We start from the raw sequence: 16,528 nt of genomic DNA on the forward strand, positions 1-16,528 counted from the left end.
CGGGCCCTCGGGCCCGAGCCGCCGGTGCCGTTCGATGGTGAAGAGCCCGACTTACGAGCAGAAGAGTGCCTTGGCCGCCGCGTTCTTGCCCTGGCCGCCCAAGGCCTTGACGAGATCCCCGACATTGGAGATTCCGTCTGCCTCCAGGGCTCCGGCGTTGACGGCCTTGTGGACCTGGCCGAAGCAGGCAGCATCCGCAGGCGCGGCGTTCGCAGTCCCCGAGAGGCCGACCACGGCGATGGCGGTGATGAATCCTGTGGCGATGATGCGCTTCATTGAGCTTCCTTTCCACGGGCGGGCGCCTGATGCGACCGCTTCAACCACTACTTCCGGGCGAAGGGGTGGCGTGGATGCAGCGTCATACAAATTCCGCTGTCAGCGAACACGAGGCCCTGCGTGAGCGCCCTGTAGGCAAGCGATGACTCATCCCGCGGGATCACTCCGCCAGGATGTGCCAGGCAACCAGCTCGATGAGATAGCGGTCCGCCCAATAGCCGTTGCCCACGACAACCAAGGTCGCGTCGCCCCCGATGGGGACGCCCAACTGCATAGTCCGCGACTCCATGTCCTGAGGATCAGCGACCTCGAAGAGCACCGCACCGCCTACGGGCAGTTGCGTCTCGAGCACCTCGGCCTCCGACGAGCGTGCCGCCGTCTCGTCCCCTGGCACAAGTCTCGCCACGATTGTCGGCAGATCGCCGCTCAGGGGATCCTGGGCCGGAACGAAGACGAGCGGGTCCGCGAGGTCGCCATCGTTTCCTGTGTCTATCGCCTCAGGGCTGATCTGCAATCCGTCCGGGGCGTCGCTCATGCTCGCCAACTCTTCGAGCCTGTCCGCGAGCGCGACTGCGTCGCTCAACAGCCGGTCGGACAGCACAGTCGCGCCCTCTTCGCTGGTGCCGAATGTCTCAGGAACATCCGTGCTCAAGAGCACCTCACCCGTGCGAACGTCGATGAGCACCAGGGAATTCTCTGGCCAGTTCGGGTCAGGATCAGGCACCTTGAAGTCCGGACCCAGGTCGGCATAGGGGCCGAGCGCATCGATGCTCGTGCGGTAGTAGGCCTCGACCATGGTGTTGTCGGCGGTGTAGATCAGCACTGTGTCAGGATTCTCCTGGTCCCACTCGCTGCACGGTGCCGTAGTTGTGTCCTCGAACGAGCCCATCAGGCCACCGAGGTTCCCTACCGGTTTGCCGGGCACGACCACGGCCTCCGCACAACCGGCTGGGTTCGCACTCTCCCCCGTCGGTTCGGGTCCCGGAGCGGCCGATGCGGTGACGGGCGGTCCGACAGGGTGCGCCGGCATGGGTTCGGCAGAGCGCGCTTGGTTGACCCCCACCGCGACCAACGCCACCACCGCGATGCTCGCCACGGATGTGACGGCCGCCCGCGCGCCGCGCCACCTCGCGACACGGCGCTCCACCTGATCAGGACCCTTCGCAATCTCAGAGGCATCGAAGCCGCGCTCGGCGAGAGAGTGCAGGTCATAGAAGGCCTGCCGTGCGTCACTCATCGCGTCCCCCTCTCGTGACCGTCGACGGCGACAGTCGCGGGCTCGCCAAAGCTCATCTCGGGCATCGCGACCCTGAGCCGCGCCAGCCCATCAGACACGTATCGCTTGACGGATCCCGCCGCGATCCCGAGCGTCTCAGCGACGTCGGCCGTGGGCATGTCCTCGAGGTAGCGCAGCACCACGCACGCCCGCTCGCGCGGCGACAAGGTGAGCAAGGCCGCGCGCAGATCGAGCGCATCGTCCATGCGTGCGGTGAGATCCGCTGAGCCCGGGTGCTGACGGGCCCACGTCTCGAAGGCGTCGCCGCGCGGATCGGTCACCGGCCGCGATGCCGCGCGCCTGCCCGAGTCGATGAAGGACGTCGCAATGGACCGCTTCACGTAGACGTGCGCGGCGTCGAGCGATCGTGCGTGACGGCCACTGCGGAACGCCTTCACGAGAGCGTCTTGCAGCAGGTCCTCCGCCGCCGATGCGTCCCCGGTGAGCATGTAGGCGTAGCCGAACAGCGCGCGACCACGCAGGCGCACGAGGTCGTCGAGCGTTGCGCGCCAACCGCTCATCCTCTGGTCCCCTAGCCTCGACGGTTCATGCCAGCAAGAACGTACCGCGGCTCCACCCGGTTGGGGGGGCACGCCTTCTAGGCAGTTCAGGACTGCGTTTCGGCGCATCGCGCGTCCTGGAGGCACGTCAGGACTCATTGGTCGCCGCGCGAGACGCAGCAATGGCGGCGGACACCCCTCGACTGGGGCACCCGCCGCCATCACTGGAAGCAGTCGTCAGGCCAGCTGCATGGTGGTGATGCAGGTGGCGTCCTCGACGTCCGAGGTGGACACCGTGGTGGTCGCACTGAGCCCGTCCTGCTCGATGGTCACCTCGGCATCGATGTCCCTCGGCAGCCACACGCCGACGAAGCCGTTGGCGAAGGTCGTCATCTCCTCGTCGACAATCACGTCACCGGTGGCGGTGTCGGTGATGCTCACCTGAATCTGCTCGCCCTGCATCTCACCCACGCACGTGGTGAGCGAGTGGAAGTAGCAGTCGTGGGTCGTGTCGATGAACGGCGCGAACGACACGTAGAACGCGTCATCGGGCATCGGCAGCGAGGCCTCAGTGCCCGCGGCATCGGTGAGCAGCAGCTCATCGGGGCGCACGGACGCCACGAAGGTATCGGGCCGGTCGCTGAGTGCCGTCGCATCGAGCGTGTCGACGACGGTACGAGCGTCCACTCCGTCGAGGCCCTCGGGAGCCAGCATGGCGTCCGCCGCGGCATCGGCAGTCGATGCGGGGGACGTGGCTGCGGAGGCCTCGACCTGGGGAGCAGGCGCTTCCTCCGGTGTCGTGGAGCAGGCGGCGACGCCAAGAGAGATGGCCGCCGTGGCGGCGATGGTCGCGACGGTGCGTCGCGCGGTGCGGGAAAGCGTGGGGTGCATGATCAATCCTTCTGTCGTGATGAGAGTGAGAGAGGTGCTCAGCCCGAATGGTGGCGAGCCCGTGTGGTTGAGACGCGAGCGCGGCTGCGGGGGACTTCCCGGCCTGCTCGCACACCACTCACGTCCGACAGATACAGAGCGCCTCGAGCCGCGGTGTGGACGGGCGCTCAAGCAGCCTCGGCGCCCACTGGTAGGCGCGCGGAGGGATCCTGGTCTCCCAGGAGGTGGGGGCGCTGCGGCGCACAGCCATCATCACCGCCACCACGAGCACCATGAGGCACGCGGCTATCGCGCCCTCTTCGTGCCCAGCACAGGTGGGGCAACCCGTCTCGGCATGGGACGCGTCCGTGACTGCGTGAACGCCTCCGACCACCATAGAAGCCTCCAGCGCGGAGATGTCTGGGGCGGTCGTGTGTTGGGCGCCGAACCCGAGCGCAGCGGCAATCGCGAGCAGGCTCATGAGCGCGACCATCCGCGCCGTGACCGCGCTGTGGCGGCGGCGTGCGGAAGACGGTCGTGGCATCATCACGAGCAAGAATACGCTGGCTGCTGAGCACAGTTCCCGGGACGATAGGCCCATCGGAACGTCGCCCTTGAGACCCTGGAGAGCGGCTCAGCACACACCTTGCACCGGGTCTGCGCCCTGCAGGAACGTCAGGCGGGCCGGTCCACGATCGCGGTCTCCCCCACTGACATCACGATCTCTCCACCCGTGAGTGCCGCCACGTCCGCCTCCAGCACCGGCACCAGCTCGGGTGCGACGTGGATCGACAGGCTCGCGACCGCGCCGTAGGTGGGTTCGTCGAGCACGGCGCCGTGCGTCTCCGCCCACTGATGCAAGTACGCGACGATGCGGCCGGACTCGGCGTGGGGCGCATCGGCCGTCACCCGGGTGAGGTGCACGCGATCCACCAACTGCGCGCGATCGAGCGCACCTGTGACCGCACCGCCGTACGCCCGCACCAGTCCACCGGCGCCCAGCAGCGTGCCGCCGAACCACCTCGTCACGATCGCGACCACGTCGGTGACGTCGCGATGGCGCAGCACCTCCAGCATGGGTGCGCCCGCGGTTCCGGCGGGTTCGCCGTCGTCGTTCGAGCGTTGCCTATCGGCGTGCGGCCCGATCACCAGCGCCACGCAGTGGTGACGCGCGTCCCAGTGGTCCTTGCGCACCCGGGCGACCACGGCATCGGCCGCCTCGAGGGACGATGCGGGCTCGAGCCGAGCGAGGAACACCGACTTCTTCACCTCGAGCCTGTGCTCGACCGGCGCCGCGATTGTCGATGGCAGCGGGCGGGAAGTCACCCTTGGAGGCTATCGCCGCTGCACGAGTGCTGGGTTTCGGCGGGTGTACAGAAACTTCCTACAGGACGCACCTTCAGCACGAACTGTGTACAGAACCTTCCTACAGGGTGGCGGGGGGCTGGCGGGGAGGGGTCAGGCGCAGCGGGCGACTTCCACGCCCTTGTTCGCCAGCATGTCGGCGCGCTCGTTACCCGGATCGCCCGCGTGGCCCTTGACCCACACCCACTTGACCTCGTGACGGGCCACCTGCTCGTCGAGAGCGATCCACAGCTCCTTGTTCTTGACCGGCTTCTTGTCCCCGGTCTTCCAGCCGTTGCGCTTCCAGCCGTGGATCCACTTGGTGACGCCGTTCATGACGTAGGTCGAGTCGACGTGCAGGGTCACCACGCACGGGCGGTTGAGCGCCTTGAGGCCCTCGATCACCGCGGTGAGCTCCATGCGGTTGTTGGTGGTCTGCGCCTCGCCGCCGAACAGTTCGCGCTCCTTGCCGCCGGCACGCATCCACGCTCCCCAGCCGCCGATGCCCGGGTTGCCCTTGCAGGCGCCGTCGGTCCACATGTCTACGAGGGTCGGGCTGTCGCTAGTCACCCGGAGAGCGTAGGCCATCGGCGCCACCCGTCACATGCGGCACACTGTTGCCCATGGCCAGCCAGGACAGTGCGAGCACGCCCGCAGTCGCGGCCCTCATCGCCGCCGATGTCACCTACACGCTTCACCCCTACGAGCACGACCCCTCGTCCGAGCTCTCCTACGGTGACGAGGCGGCGCACGCACTGCGTGCAGCGCCAGAGCGCGTCTTCAAGACCCTGTGCGTCAAGGCGGACGATGCCCTGCACCTCGCGATCGTGCCCGTCGCGGGATCGCTGGACCTGAAGGCGGTGGCCCGCGCGCTGGGCGTCAAGAAGGCGATCATGGCGGACCCCGACGACGCGGAGCGCGTCACGGGCTATGTCCTGGGCGGGATCTCGCCGGTGGGCGGGCGCAAGAAGCTGCCGGCGATCATCGACTCGAGCGCCTTCGACCACGATCAGATCTACGTCTCGGGAGGGCGGCGCGGCCTCGACATCGAGCTCGCGCCCGCGGACCTGGTCGCCGTCACCGACGCCGCGAGCGCGCCGATTGCGAAGGACGCATGAGCGAGCTCGCCGCTGCGCCGGACGGATGGGACTACGCCGGACAGATCGCCGAGATCAAGGCGCGCATGCACATCGCGGAGGCCCAGTGCGGGCGCGCGGGCGCGGGCGTTCAGCTGCTGGTGGCGACCAAGACGTGGAACGCCGATGCGGCCGCGGCGGTGGTCTCGGCCGGCGGCACCCTCGTGGGCGAGTCGCGCATGCAGGAGCTCGCGCAGAAGGGCGAGGCGCTGCGCAAGGCGGGGGCGCGGGTCCACGTGATCGGCCAGCTGCAGCGCAACAAGGCCGCCATCGCGGTCGAGCACGCCACGTGCGTTCAGACCGTCGACACGATGAAGCTGGCGGAGCGCCTGTCCCGCCTGTGCGTCGAAGCCGAGCGCGACCTCGAGGTGATGATCCAGGTCAACGTCTCCGGCGAGGAGTCCAAGGCCGGTACCGCGCCAGACGACGCGCTGGAACTCGCGACTGCGGTCCAGGCGCTGCCCGCGCTGACCGTGACCGGCTTCATGACCATCGGCTTGAACTCCCGTGAGGAGGGGCCCGTCCGAGAGGGCTATCGCCGCCTGCGCGAGATCCGCGACGCGGCGTTGATCCGGTCCGAGCGCGGCGCCCTTCCCCTCACCGACGCATGGCACCTGTCGATGGGCATGTCCCAGGACCTCGAATGGGCCATCGCGGAGGGCGCGACGATGGTGCGCGTGGGATCCGCCGTGATGGGCTCGCGCCCCACCCCCACAAAGTAGGCACGTCAGGACTACTCATCGGCTCCCGCTGCGCGCTGGAGGCAACTGAGGACTGCGGTCGGCCACAATGGTCACGATGACCTCCGCCGACGCCCGCCTCCTCGCCCGCCTGCCAGACCCGACCCCTGGCGTCGCTCCCGACCCGGATGGGCTCTACGAGGCGTTCAGCCAATGGGCCGTCGATCAGCACCTGCCCCTGTACCCGCACCAGGACGAGGCGCTCATCGAGATCGTCTCCGGATCTCACGTGATCCTGGCGACGCCCACCGGCTCCGGCAAGACCCTGGTCGCCGCCGGCGCGCACTTTGCCGCCCTGGCCGCGCACCGCGCCGGCACCGGCGGCCGGACGTACTACACCGCGCCGCTGAAGGCGCTGGTCAGCGAGAAGTTCTTCGACCTGATCGACATGTTCGGCACGGAGAACGTGGGCATGATGACCGGCGACTCGGCGGTCAACCCCGATGCCCCGATCATCTGCTGCACCGCGGAGATCCTCGCCAACCTCGCGCTCCGGGACGGCGCGGCGACCGACGCCTCGCTCGTGGTGATGGACGAGTTCCACTTCTACTCCGACCCGCAGCGCGGCTGGGCGTGGCAGGTGCCGCTGATCGAGCTGCCGAACGCGCAGTTCGTGCTGATGTCCGCGACCCTCGGAGACACGACCTGGCTGGTCGAGGCGCTGAACGACCGCAGCGACCGTTCCGTCGCCGAGGTCACCACTCTCGAGCGACCCGTGCCGCTGTCCTTCGACTACAGCACCGAGCCGCTGCCCGAGGTGGTCGAACGACTCGTCGAGACCGGCCGCGCGCCCGTCTACATCGTCCACTTCACGCAGAAGGACGCCGTGGACCGCGCGCAGGCGCTGCTCAGCACCCAGGTCGCCACCAAGACGGAGCGCCAGGCCATCGCCGATGCGCTCGGCGACACGCGCTTCTCCACCGGCTTTGGCAAGACGCTGAGCAAGTTCCTGCGTGCAGGGATCGGCGTGCACCACGCGGGCATGCTCCCCAAGTATCGGCGCACGGTCGAGCGGCTCACTCAGCAGGGACTGCTCAAGGTGGTGTGCGGCACCGACACGCTGGGCGTGGGCATCAACGTGCCCATCCGCACGGTGCTGCTGACCTCGCTCGTGAAGTACGACGGCGAGCGCATGCGTCACCTCACGGCTCGCGAGTTCCACCAGATCGCGGGGCGCGCGGGGCGGGCCGGCTTCGACACCGAGGGTGAGGTGCTCGTGATGGCGCCCGAGCACGTGATCGAGAACCGCAAGGCGCTCGCGAAGGCGGGCGACGATCCGAAGAAGCTCAAGAAGATCGTCCGCAAGGGCGCTCCCGCAGGTTCCGTGAACTGGACCGATGCGACCTTCGAGCGGCTGCGGGACGCCCCTCCCGAGCCCCTCACCAGCCGCTTCGCGGTCACGCACGCGATGGTCCTCAACGTCCTGTCGCGCGGCGTCGCCAACCCGACCCTGGGACGCGATGCGGAGGATCCTGTGCTGGCGATGCGCCACCTCCTCGAGGCCGTGCACGACACCCCTGCGCAGCGCTCGGCACACATGCGCCAGTCCCTCAGGATCTACCGATCGCTGCGGATCGCGGGCGTGGTCGAGCACGTCCGCGTGCCCGACCCCTCTCACCCGCGGGGCGAGCGCCCGTCGGTGCGACTCACCGTGGACGTACCCCGTAACTTTGCGCTCAACCAGCCGCTGTCCCCGTTCGCGCTGGCGGCAATGGACCTCCTGAACGTCGACGCCCCGGACCACGCCATGGACGTCGTGTCCGTGATCGAGGCCACGCTGTCCGATCCGCGCCAGATCCTCATGGCGCAGCAGCACGAGGCCAAGGGCGTGGCCGTCGCCGCGATGAAGGCCGACGGGATCGAGTACGACGAGCGGATGGAGCTGCTCGAGGACATCACCTGGCCCAAGCCGCTCGCGGAACTGCTCGAGCCCGCCTTCATCGCCTACCGGCGCACCAACCCGTGGATCCTGGGCGCCGAGCTCTCCCCCAAGTCGGTGGTGCGCGACATGCTCGAGAAGGCCATGTCGTTCGGCGACCTGGTCTCGGTGTACGGACTGGAGCGGACCGAGGGCGTGGTGCTGCGCTATCTGGCCGAGGCCTACCGTGCGCTGCGCCAGACCGTGCCTGAGGAGCACCGCACGGATGAGGTCGAGTCCATCACCGCGTGGCTGGGCGAGATCGTCCGCACCACCGACTCCTCCCTGCTCGACGAGTGGGAGCGACTGCTCAACCCGGACGTCTCGCTGGGCGACGATGCGGATCCCGCCTCCGCTGCCGCATCGGGCACCGTCGCGGGCCCGGCACGGCCCATGTCCGGCAACCCGCGCGTGCTGCGCCGACTGGTGCGCAACGCGATGTTCCGCAGGATCGAGCTCGCCTCTCGCGAGGACTACACGGCGCTCGGGACGCTCGATGCCTCCACCGGCTGGAACGCGCAGGCCTGGCGCGACGCCCTCGACCCCTTGTTCGAGGCGCACGGCAACGGGGCGATCGGCATTGGGCCCGATGCGCGCTCCGCCGCCCTCATCACGTTCGTCGAGCCCGGCGGGGACCACGAGGAGGGACGCGCGCGGGCGGCACTCGCCGCGGCGCCGGAGGCCGCGCTGCCGCACGGCAGCTGGGTGGTGCGCCAGGTCATCGACGACCCTGCCGGCGACCACGATTGGGCCATCACCGCGCTCGTCGACCTCGACGCGTCCGACGAGGCGGGGTCACCGGTGATCGAGGTGCTCCAGGTCGGCGCACAGTAGGCGACTCGTCCGCAGCAGCACGCCGAAGTCTGGTTTTGACCCCACCGCTACCAGGGGTTTCGGTGCTCCCAAGACAGGTGAGCCTTGCTAGCGCTCCCCCGCAGGGACACCTACTCTGGCGGCATGAGCACACGCGCGGAGCCCGACGAGGGCCGCATCACCGGACGGCTGAATGGGCTGCGCGCAGGCGTGCTCGGGGCCAACGACGGGATCGTCTCGATCGCCGCGCTCGTGGTGGGCGTGGCCGCCGCCACTCCCGACAACCACGCAGCCATCCTCGCGGCCGGCGCCGCGGGGCTCGCGGCGGGCGCGTTGTCGATGGGGGTCGGCGAGTACGTCTCGGTCTCGTCTCAGCGCGACGCCGAACACGCCCAGCTCGCGCGCGAGGAGCGTTGGCACGATGAGAGGCCCGAGTGGGAGCTCGACCAGCTCGCGCGCCTCAACATGCGCACCGGCATGTCCGAGCCGACGGCGAAGATCGCCGCCAAGGAACAGACCGAGCACGATGCGCTCGCGATCCACGCGCTCATGCACCTCGGCATCGATCCCAAGCAGCTCGTCAGCCCCCTGCAGGCGGGCGTGGCCTCGCTGGCCGCCTTCACGCTCGGCGGCATCATTCCGCTGCTGACCATCCTGCTGGCCCCGGCGGCGCTGCAGGTGCCGCTGACCTTCGCGGCGGTCGTCGTGGCGCTGGCGCTCACCGGTACGACCTCCGCCTGGATTGCTCACTCGCCGTATCCCCGGGCAATTACGAGAAACATCGTGGGCGGCACCCTGGCAATGGCAATCACCTATGGAATCGGCCACCTCGTCGGAGTGGCGATCTGACCCCCATTTCTCACGCGCCAATGAGAACCCCTGCTATACGCCCTTCTCTGCCCCGATCCCATGGCGGCAGACACATCGTCACCAGGGGCTTCACCTCAGCCTCGAGGACGCGGTAAGGTCCACCATGGCGCCGTTGCAGAAACCGATACCACAGGGGGGCGCATTCGCTGCCGTGGGGACGGCTGCGGTCGCGGGAATGGTGGCCGTCATTGCGATGACGACCGACCAGCCGAGCCTCATTTCGATTCTCGCCGTCGTCGCCATGCTGATCGCGCTGATCATTGCGGCAGCATCGGCTCGCAGCCGCCGTGCCGACACCGCGCCACAGCGCACCAGCGACACCCGAGCGATGGGGGCCGTCGATGCGGCACGCCGGGTGAGCCGGATCGGGACGTGGTCGTACGACTACGACACCCAGGCCGTGACCTGGTCCGACGAAGTCGCCGACATTCACGGCCGCCCAGCCGGCCACCAACCGACCGACGACGAGTCCGTGGCGTACTTCATCGAGGGCGATCGGGAACGCCTGACCGCTGCGATCTCCAGCGCGATCGAACGTGTGGAACCGTTCATCGAGGAGTGCGAGATCGACGCGGCGGACGGGGCGCGGCGATCGATCCTCATCATCGGCGAGCCCGTGATCGACGATTCGGGAAGGCCGCTGCGGCTGCACGGCACCATCCAGGACCTCACCGCCTGGCGCGAGGCCGAATGGAGCGCCGAGTCCCAGCGCCGGCGGTTCACCCAGCTCACGAGCGCGCTGCCGCTCGCGGTGTGGAGCGCCGATGCGGACGGCGTCGTCGACTACATCAGCGAGGCGCTCGCCGACTACTCGGGCAGGAACGTCGAAGACCTGCTCGGCGACGACTGGCTCACGCTCCTTCACCCCGACGACAGGGAGATGATGAAGGAGCGGTGGGCGACCGCACTCGCCGCCCAGAGCCCCTACGAAGCCGAGTGCCGGGTGCGCCACCACCAAGGCGACTACCGGTGGCACAGCGTGAGCGCGAAGCCCGAGTACGACGATCAGGGCCACGTCACGCGCTGGTGGGGCAGCTCGATCGACATCCACCATGCGCGGACCCTCGAGGAGAAGGCCATGCAACTGGCCCGCGACCGCGACGTCATCCTCGACAGCATCTCCGACGGCGTGCTCGTCATCGACAAGGACTGGCGCATCTCCTACATGAACGACCGCGTCCAAGAGATGTCGGGTCGCGCTCGAGAGTCCCTCGTGGGCAAGGAGTGGTGGGCCGAGTACCCCGATATGCTCGGCACGCCAGTGCAAGAGGCCTATGAGGCCGCGATGACGGCCGGTGCACCGCAGTTCCTGACGTTCTACGACGAGGCGCGGTCGCGATGGTTCGAGATCACCGCCACCCCCAGCTCGCTGGGCATCACGGTGTTCTTCCGCGACATCACCCACGCGCGAGAGCTGGGCGAACGGCTCGAGCAGGCGCAGCGACTGGAGTCCGTGGGCCGGCTCACCGGTGGGATCGCCCATGACTTCAACAACCTCCTGACCGTCGTGATCGGCGGAGCCGACGCGGTGTCGCTGGATGACGGCATCTCCCCGGGCTCTCGCGACATGGTCGCTCTGGTGCGCCAGGCCGCGGAGCGGGGCGCCGAGCTGACCGGCCGACTGCTGGCATTCGCGCGACGCCAGCCGCTCGCTCCCCAGCACACCGACATCAACAGCCTGCTCGAGGGTTTCGAGCCCCTGCTTCGCCGCACTCTCGGCGACGAGATCACCGTCGAGACCGCGCTGGCGCCCGAACTTCCGGCGGCCCACGTCGATCCCAGTCAGTTCGAGAGCGCAGTGCTCAACCTCGCGATCAATGCGCGCGATGCCATGCCAGAGGGCGGCTCGCTCATTCTCGAGACTGAGCTCAGGCACCTCGATGAGGCCTACGTGACGTCACATGCCGAGGTGACTCCCGGCTCGTACGTGGTCGTGACCGTGACGGACTCGGGCACCGGGATCGCCCCCGAGGCCCTCGACCAGCTGTTCGACCCCTTCTTCACCACCAAGCCGGTGGGGCACGGCTCCGGAATGGGCCTGGCCATGGTGTGGGGCTTCGCCCGTCAGACAGGAGGACACGTCACCGTGTACTCCGAGGTGGGGCACGGCACCTCCTTCCGGCTCTACCTCCCCCTCGCTCCCGGGACGCCGGCGACGGCCGTGCCCAAGAGGGACACGGACGCCGCTCCGGCTCGAGGCAGCGGCGTCATCCTGCTGGCGGAGGACGATCCACTGGTCCGGGCCTTCGCCACGGGGCATCTGCGCTCACTCGGCTACGACGTGGTGGCCTCGTCCACCGGGCCGGAGGCGCTCGAGCAGCTGGCGCAGATGGACACCGTCGACCTGCTCTTCACCGACGTCATCATGCCCGAAGGCATGACGGGCAGAGACCTCGCCGAGCGTGTGGTCGCCGCCCGCCCGGGCACGCCGGTCCTGTACGCTTCCGGCTACACGGAGAATGTGATCATGCACAATGGCAAGCTCGACGAGGGCGTCGCACTGCTGGCAAAGCCGTACTCCGCCCAGGAACTGGCGGTGCGCGTGCACGAGCAGATGTTTGAGGCGGCGCGCGAGGACACATGACCGAGTCAGACGGCACGGGACGCGTGCTCATCATCGATGACGACCCACTGGTCGGGCAGATGTTGCGTGCCCACGTCATCGCCGCTGGCTTCGAGGGCCGGTTGACCGACGACCCCGACACGTTCTTTGAAGTCGAGCGCGAGTGGCGTCCCACGCACGTGTTCGTCGACCTGGTGATGGACCGCATGGACGGGCTCGCGGTCCTCGCGAAGCTGGCGGAGGCCGGATCGAAAGCCGCCGTGGTGATCTCGAGCGGCATGGGAGAGCGGATCATTCATGCCGCTCACGAGGTCACCGCAGCACACGGGCTGACGTACGCAGGTGCGCTGGCGAAGCCCTGCACCGCCGCCGACGTCGAGGCGGTGCTCAGCGCCAGGACCAACACCCGACCCCGTACAGAGGTCAGCGCCGTCGACCCTCTGTCCGACTGGGACGACCGGCAGTTCTCCGAGGCCTTCCAGGAGGCCATCGACAGCGACTCCGTGCGTTTCATGCTGCAGCCCAAGGTCTCGTGCCGCACTCGCGCGGTGGTGGGCTACGAGGTGCTGTCCCGCTGGCAGGTGGACGGCGTGGACATCCCGCCGTCGACATTCGTCACACGCGCGGAGCACAACGGCCTGGCCACGGCGCTCACCGATCGGATCTTCGCCAACGCGCTGAACTGGTTCGGCGATGCCGTCGGGGCCGGCGACGAGCACCTCTCCATCAATGTCTCCGCGAGCGAGTTCTGCACGCCCGGCCTGGCCGAGCGACTCGCCGCCGCCTGCGGGATCGGCGGGGTTGACCCGCACCGGATCGTGCTGGAGCTCACCGAGACCAGCCCCCTGGAGGATGCACGCCTGTCGCTGCAGCTGCTCACGCGGCTGCGACTGAAGGGGTTCCGCCTCTCCATCGACGACTTCGGCGTGGGCTATTCGTCGATGCGCCAACTCGCCGCGCTGCCGTTCAGCGAGGTGAAGATCGACCGCTCATTCGTCATGCCCATCGCGGAGGCCAGAGAGCCCGAGATCTTCGTGCGCTCGATCCTCGATCTCGCTCAAGCGCTCGGCCTCGAGTGCGTCGCCGAGGGAGTCGAGTGTGGCGGCGTGCTGGACCTGCTGACGGAGATCGGCTGCGACTACGCGCAGGGCTTCCACATCGCGCGCCCCATGTTCCCCGAGGACCTCGCGTCCTGGGCGCCTGGGACACAGCAGGCGTAGGCCGCCGGTCGGTCAGCGGCGCTCGACGCCCGCCTTCAGCAGCCCGTAGACCAGCGAGTCCGCAAGCGCCTCCCACGAGGCCTCGATGACGTTCGGGCCGACCCCCACGGTGCGCCACATGGCGCCCGTCTCCCGGTGCACGGTCGTGATGAGCACCCGGGTCACCGCGTCGGTGCCGTGCGACGCCTCCATGATGCGCACCTTGAAGTCCGTGAGTTCAAACTCCTCGATCTCCGGGTACACGCCGCACAGCGCGTCGCGCAGGGCGTGGTCGAGCGCGTTGACCGGCCCGTTGCCCTCGCCCAGGGCGACGATGCGGTCGGAGCCCGCGCGCAGCTTCACCACGGCCTCGGCGTCGGCATCGGTGGGGTCGCCGAGCTTGGAGGCCACTCGCACGCGCCACGTCTCGACGTCCCAGAAGGCCGGCGTCTCCCCCAGCTCGCCGCGCAACAGCAGCTCGAAGGACGCATCGGCCGCATCGAAGGTGTAGCCGGCGGCCTCGGCGTGCTTGACGCGATCCGTGACGCGGCCCAGGAGCTCGTTCTGCCCCGACAGGTCGAAGCCGAGCTCCTTGCCCTTGAGCTCGATCGATGCGCGGCCCGCCATCTCGGAGACCAGCATGCGCATGTCGTTGCCCACGAGCGCGGGGTCCAGGTGCTGGTAGAGGTCGGGGTCCACACGGATGGCCGATGCGTGCAGACCGGCCTTGTGCGCGAACGCCGAGGCTCCCACGTAGGGCTGGCGAGCGAACGGCGCGATGTTGGTGATCTCCGCGATGGCGTGCGCGATGCGTGTCGACTCCGCGAGCCCGTCGCGCTTGAGGGCGGTGATCCCCCGCTTGAGCTCCAGGTTGGCGACCACGGCGACCAGGTCCGCGTTGCCGGTGCGCTCGCCGTAGCCGTTGACGCAGCCCTGCACGTGGGTGGCGCCGGCGGTGACCGCAGACATTGAGTTCGCGACGGCGCAGCCGGAGTCGTTGTGCGCGTGCATGCCCAGCACCGCGTCCACGCGCGCGCCGACGGCGGTGACGATCTCCGTCACGTCCTCCGGCAGCATGCCGCCGTTCGTGTCGCACAGGCAGACCACGCCCGCGCCGGCCGCGACGCCGGCCTGGAGCGCGCGCACCGCGTACTCCGGGTCGTAGCGGTAGCCGTCGAAGAAGTGCTCGGCGTCGAGGATCACGCGGCGGCCCTCGCCGGCGAGGAACGCGACGGTCTCCTCGATCATGCGCAGGTTCTCGTCGGGCTCGACGCGCAGCGCGCGCTCGGCGTGCCGGATGTCGGACTTCGCGACCACGGTCACGATGGGCGCCTCGGAGTCAAGCAGCGCGCGCACCTGGGGGTCGGCGGCGGCGGTGGTGCCGGCCTTGCGGGTCATGCCGAAGGCCGCGAGCTGCGCGTTCTTGAACGTCAGCTCCTTGGCCGCGAGCGCGAAGAACTCGGTGTCCTTGGGCACGGCACCGGGCCAGCCGCCCTCGATGACGCCCACGCCCAGCTCGTCGAGGAGCGGCGCGATCGCCATCTTGTCCCCGACGGACAGGTTCATGCCCTCCTGCTGCGCGCCGTCGCGCAGGGTGGTGTCGTAGACCTCGACGGTGAGATCCGTCATCGTGTTCTCCTCGGGTCGTGCCATCACCGCAACGATTGGCAACCGCTCATCCAACAAAAAAGCCCCCCAGGGTTCGGGAGGCTGCGCGCTGGGAGGGTGGTCGCCGGCGCGCTACGGAATGATGATCGCGGTGTACATCGGCATCAGTATGGCACAGGGCCCCGCTAGCGCGCCTCAGTACGCAGACGAGCCGCGATGTCCGCCACCTCGCGCAGCTCGCCACTCGCGACGGCCATGGTCAGGTCGAACAGCTCATCGTTCGTCAGCACCAGCTCCCGGCCGTTGACGTACAGGAACATCGTCGCCAGGAGCGCCGCGAGCCGCTTGTTGCCGTCGACGAGCGGGTGGTTGAGACACAGCGAGTGCATGAGCGCCGCAGCCTTGAGTTCCAAGCTCGGGTAGGCGTCGGCACCCATGACTGTGGTGCTCGGGCGCATGAGCGCGGAGTCCAGCAGTCCGTCGTCGCGAATGGGCCCGATGCCCTCGTGCTGGATCACCTTGACCGCGACGGCGAACGTTGGAAAGCGAACCGTCTCCGTCATCAGACGTTGCCGAGTCGGTCAAGCGCGTCTCGGTACTTGCCACTCACGTGCTCGTAGGCGTCGGCGAAGGCCGCATCGGTCCGGTCAGCGCTGGCCGACTCCTCGACGGCACGCAGGATCGCCTCGTTCTTCGAGACGCCCCACCGCTTGGCGAGGGCCGTGACCATCGCGTCCTGCTCCGCCGTCATCCGCACTGTCATCGCCATCCCCCGATGGTATCAAAGTGGTATCACGGCCTACAGGGGTCCGAGCCGCCTCCGGCGGTCGCGCCAGTCAGGCAGGTGGTAGTCCATCAGCGCATAGAAGTCGCGCCCATGGCCGTTCGCGAACAGGTGGCACAGCTCGTGCACCAGCACGTATTCGGCCATGTCGTAGCCGCGCCGCGCGAGCTCGATGTTGAGCGTGATGCGGCGGGTGGTCGGCCGGCAGCTCCCCCATTGCGTGCGCATGATCCTGAGCGAGATGTGGGGCGTCGCCACGTCGAACTCCGCACACCACCGCGGCAACAGGATCTCGAGCCACTCGGCGAGCTGGGCTCTCAGGGCCGCGGCCTCCGGGCCATGCTCGAGCCGCGGCTCCATCCCCACGAGCATCGCCCGCCGGCTCGCGATCCAGTCCCGCCGGGAGGACACGAACTGGTCGATCTCCCACTGAGGAGACGTCCACGGCGCACTGACGCGGATCTCGCCGTCCGGCGGGATCACTCTCATGCGCATGGTCCGCATGCGCTTGCGGATCAGCGTGTACTCGAGCGATGGGGCCGCGGAGCGGTACTCGGCTTGGTCTCGTGACATGACCAGAACAGTATGCGCGACCACTGTCGCGCTTCCTCTCACTGGCACCGAACCGGTG

General features: G+C 68.7%; 16 protein-coding genes. 6 read left to right on the forward strand and 10 right to left on the reverse strand.

Annotated elements, in window-relative coordinates:
• Positions 1-51 precede the first annotated feature (51 nt).
• The 6 genes from ACNI14_RS00250 to rnhA all read right to left on the reverse strand — a co-directional run bounded on the left by ACNI14_RS00250 (position 52) and on the right by rnhA (position 4,806).
• Positions 52-276, reverse strand: a complete 225-nt coding sequence (locus ACNI14_RS00250; protein WP_420517915.1) for a hypothetical protein — start codon at positions 274-276, stop codon at positions 52-54.
• Between the two features lie 160 nt (positions 277-436).
• On the reverse strand, positions 437-1,513 hold the full coding sequence (locus tag ACNI14_RS00255) for a hypothetical protein (protein ID WP_420517916.1): 1,077 nt from the start codon (positions 1,511-1,513) through the stop codon (positions 437-439).
• A complete protein-coding gene (locus tag ACNI14_RS00260) occupies positions 1,510-2,073 on the reverse strand; it encodes an RNA polymerase sigma factor (RefSeq protein ID WP_420517917.1) in 564 nt (187 codons plus the stop codon). The genes ACNI14_RS00255 and ACNI14_RS00260 overlap by 4 nt, the downstream gene beginning before the upstream one ends.
• 216 nt (positions 2,074-2,289) lie before the next feature.
• On the reverse strand, positions 2,290-2,943 hold the full coding sequence (locus ACNI14_RS00265; protein WP_420517918.1) for a CueP family metal-binding protein: 654 nt from the start codon (positions 2,941-2,943) through the stop codon (positions 2,290-2,292).
• 654 nt (positions 2,944-3,597) lie between these two features.
• Positions 3,598-4,248, reverse strand: a complete 651-nt coding sequence (locus ACNI14_RS00270; RefSeq protein WP_420517919.1) for an IMPACT family protein — start codon at positions 4,246-4,248, stop codon at positions 3,598-3,600.
• Positions 4,249-4,380: 132 nt separating this feature from the next.
• The gene (gene rnhA, locus ACNI14_RS00275; protein WP_420518413.1) at positions 4,381-4,806 is read right to left on the reverse strand and encodes a ribonuclease HI; all 426 of its coding nucleotides are present in this window, start codon (positions 4,804-4,806) and stop codon (positions 4,381-4,383) included.
• Positions 4,807-4,889: 83 nt separating this feature from the next.
• On the opposite strand from rnhA, the gene ybaK reads away from it, so the two are divergent.
• The 6 genes from ybaK (at position 4,890) to ACNI14_RS00305 (ending at position 13,526) form a co-directional block, all read left to right on the forward strand.
• Complete coding sequence (gene ybaK, locus ACNI14_RS00280; protein WP_420517920.1) at positions 4,890-5,384, forward strand: Cys-tRNA(Pro) deacylase; 495 nt, start codon at positions 4,890-4,892, stop codon at positions 5,382-5,384.
• Positions 5,381-6,124, forward strand: coding sequence for a YggS family pyridoxal phosphate-dependent enzyme (locus ACNI14_RS00285; protein ID WP_420517921.1), 744 nt, complete (start codon positions 5,381-5,383; stop codon positions 6,122-6,124). The genes ybaK and ACNI14_RS00285 overlap by 4 nt, the downstream gene beginning before the upstream one ends.
• 67 nt (positions 6,125-6,191) lie before the next feature.
• A complete protein-coding gene (locus tag ACNI14_RS00290) occupies positions 6,192-8,894 on the forward strand; it encodes a DEAD/DEAH box helicase (protein ID WP_420517922.1) in 2,703 nt (900 codons plus the stop codon).
• Between the two features lie 123 nt (positions 8,895-9,017).
• Positions 9,018-9,722: a VIT1/CCC1 transporter family protein gene (locus ACNI14_RS00295; protein WP_420517923.1), complete on the forward strand. Its 705-nt coding sequence runs from the start codon at positions 9,018-9,020 to the stop codon at positions 9,720-9,722.
• A 172-nt stretch (positions 9,723-9,894) separates the two neighbouring features.
• The gene (locus ACNI14_RS00300) at positions 9,895-12,327 is read left to right on the forward strand and encodes a hybrid sensor histidine kinase/response regulator (RefSeq protein ID WP_420517924.1); all 2,433 of its coding nucleotides are present in this window, start codon (positions 9,895-9,897) and stop codon (positions 12,325-12,327) included.
• Positions 12,324-13,526: an EAL domain-containing response regulator gene (locus ACNI14_RS00305; protein WP_420517925.1), complete on the forward strand. Its 1,203-nt coding sequence runs from the start codon at positions 12,324-12,326 to the stop codon at positions 13,524-13,526. The genes ACNI14_RS00300 and ACNI14_RS00305 overlap by 4 nt, the downstream gene beginning before the upstream one ends.
• A 12-nt stretch (positions 13,527-13,538) precedes the next feature.
• On the opposite strand, the gene cimA is transcribed toward ACNI14_RS00305, so the two are convergent.
• The 4 genes from cimA to ACNI14_RS00325 form a co-directional block, all read right to left on the reverse strand.
• The gene (gene cimA, locus ACNI14_RS00310) at positions 13,539-15,134 is read right to left on the reverse strand and encodes a citramalate synthase (RefSeq protein WP_420517926.1); all 1,596 of its coding nucleotides are present in this window, start codon (positions 15,132-15,134) and stop codon (positions 13,539-13,541) included.
• Positions 15,135-15,298: 164 nt separating this feature from the next.
• Entirely contained in the window at positions 15,299-15,676 is a 378-nt protein-coding gene (locus tag ACNI14_RS00315; RefSeq protein ID WP_420517927.1) for a type II toxin-antitoxin system death-on-curing family toxin, read from the reverse strand.
• On the reverse strand, positions 15,676-15,882 hold the full coding sequence (locus tag ACNI14_RS00320) for a hypothetical protein (RefSeq protein WP_420517928.1): 207 nt from the start codon (positions 15,880-15,882) through the stop codon (positions 15,676-15,678). The genes ACNI14_RS00315 and ACNI14_RS00320 overlap by 1 nt, the downstream gene beginning before the upstream one ends.
• A 30-nt stretch (positions 15,883-15,912) precedes the next feature.
• Positions 15,913-16,470 (reverse strand): M48 family metallopeptidase, encoded by a 558-nt coding sequence (locus ACNI14_RS00325; RefSeq protein ID WP_420517929.1) that lies wholly within the window; start codon positions 16,468-16,470, stop codon positions 15,913-15,915.
• Positions 16,471-16,528: the final 58 nt, after the last annotated feature.

This window comes from Demequina pilifera (assembly GCF_048814985.1).
Taxonomy (GTDB): Bacteria; Actinomycetota; Actinomycetes; order Actinomycetales; family Demequinaceae; genus Demequina.

Coding starts and splice junctions, on each gene's coding strand:
- ACNI14_RS00295 (WP_420517923.1), top strand. CDS start 9,018: ATGAGCACACGCGCGGAGCCCGACGAGGGCCGCATCACCGGACGGCTG.
- ACNI14_RS00250 (WP_420517915.1), bottom strand. CDS start 276: ATGAAGCGCATCATCGCCACAGGATTCATCACCGCCATCGCCGTGGTC.
- ACNI14_RS00285 (WP_420517921.1), top strand. CDS start 5,381: ATGAGCGAGCTCGCCGCTGCGCCGGACGGATGGGACTACGCCGGACAG.
- ACNI14_RS00315 (WP_420517927.1), bottom strand. CDS start 15,676: ATGACGGAGACGGTTCGCTTTCCAACGTTCGCCGTCGCGGTCAAGGTG.
- ACNI14_RS00255 (WP_420517916.1), bottom strand. CDS start 1,513: ATGAGTGACGCACGGCAGGCCTTCTATGACCTGCACTCTCTCGCCGAG.
- ACNI14_RS00305 (WP_420517925.1), top strand. CDS start 12,324: ATGACCGAGTCAGACGGCACGGGACGCGTGCTCATCATCGATGACGAC.
- rnhA (WP_420518413.1), bottom strand. CDS start 4,806: ATGTGGACCGACGGCGCCTGCAAGGGCAACCCGGGCATCGGCGGCTGG.
- ACNI14_RS00260 (WP_420517917.1), bottom strand. CDS start 2,073: ATGAGCGGTTGGCGCGCAACGCTCGACGACCTCGTGCGCCTGCGTGGT.
- ACNI14_RS00265 (WP_420517918.1), bottom strand. CDS start 2,943: ATGCACCCCACGCTTTCCCGCACCGCGCGACGCACCGTCGCGACCATC.
- ACNI14_RS00290 (WP_420517922.1), top strand. CDS start 6,192: ATGGTCACGATGACCTCCGCCGACGCCCGCCTCCTCGCCCGCCTGCCA.
- ACNI14_RS00325 (WP_420517929.1), bottom strand. CDS start 16,470: ATGTCACGAGACCAAGCCGAGTACCGCTCCGCGGCCCCATCGCTCGAG.
- cimA (WP_420517926.1), bottom strand. CDS start 15,134: ATGACGGATCTCACCGTCGAGGTCTACGACACCACCCTGCGCGACGGC.
- ACNI14_RS00320 (WP_420517928.1), bottom strand. CDS start 15,882: ATGGCGATGACAGTGCGGATGACGGCGGAGCAGGACGCGATGGTCACG.
- ybaK (WP_420517920.1), top strand. CDS start 4,890: ATGGCCAGCCAGGACAGTGCGAGCACGCCCGCAGTCGCGGCCCTCATC.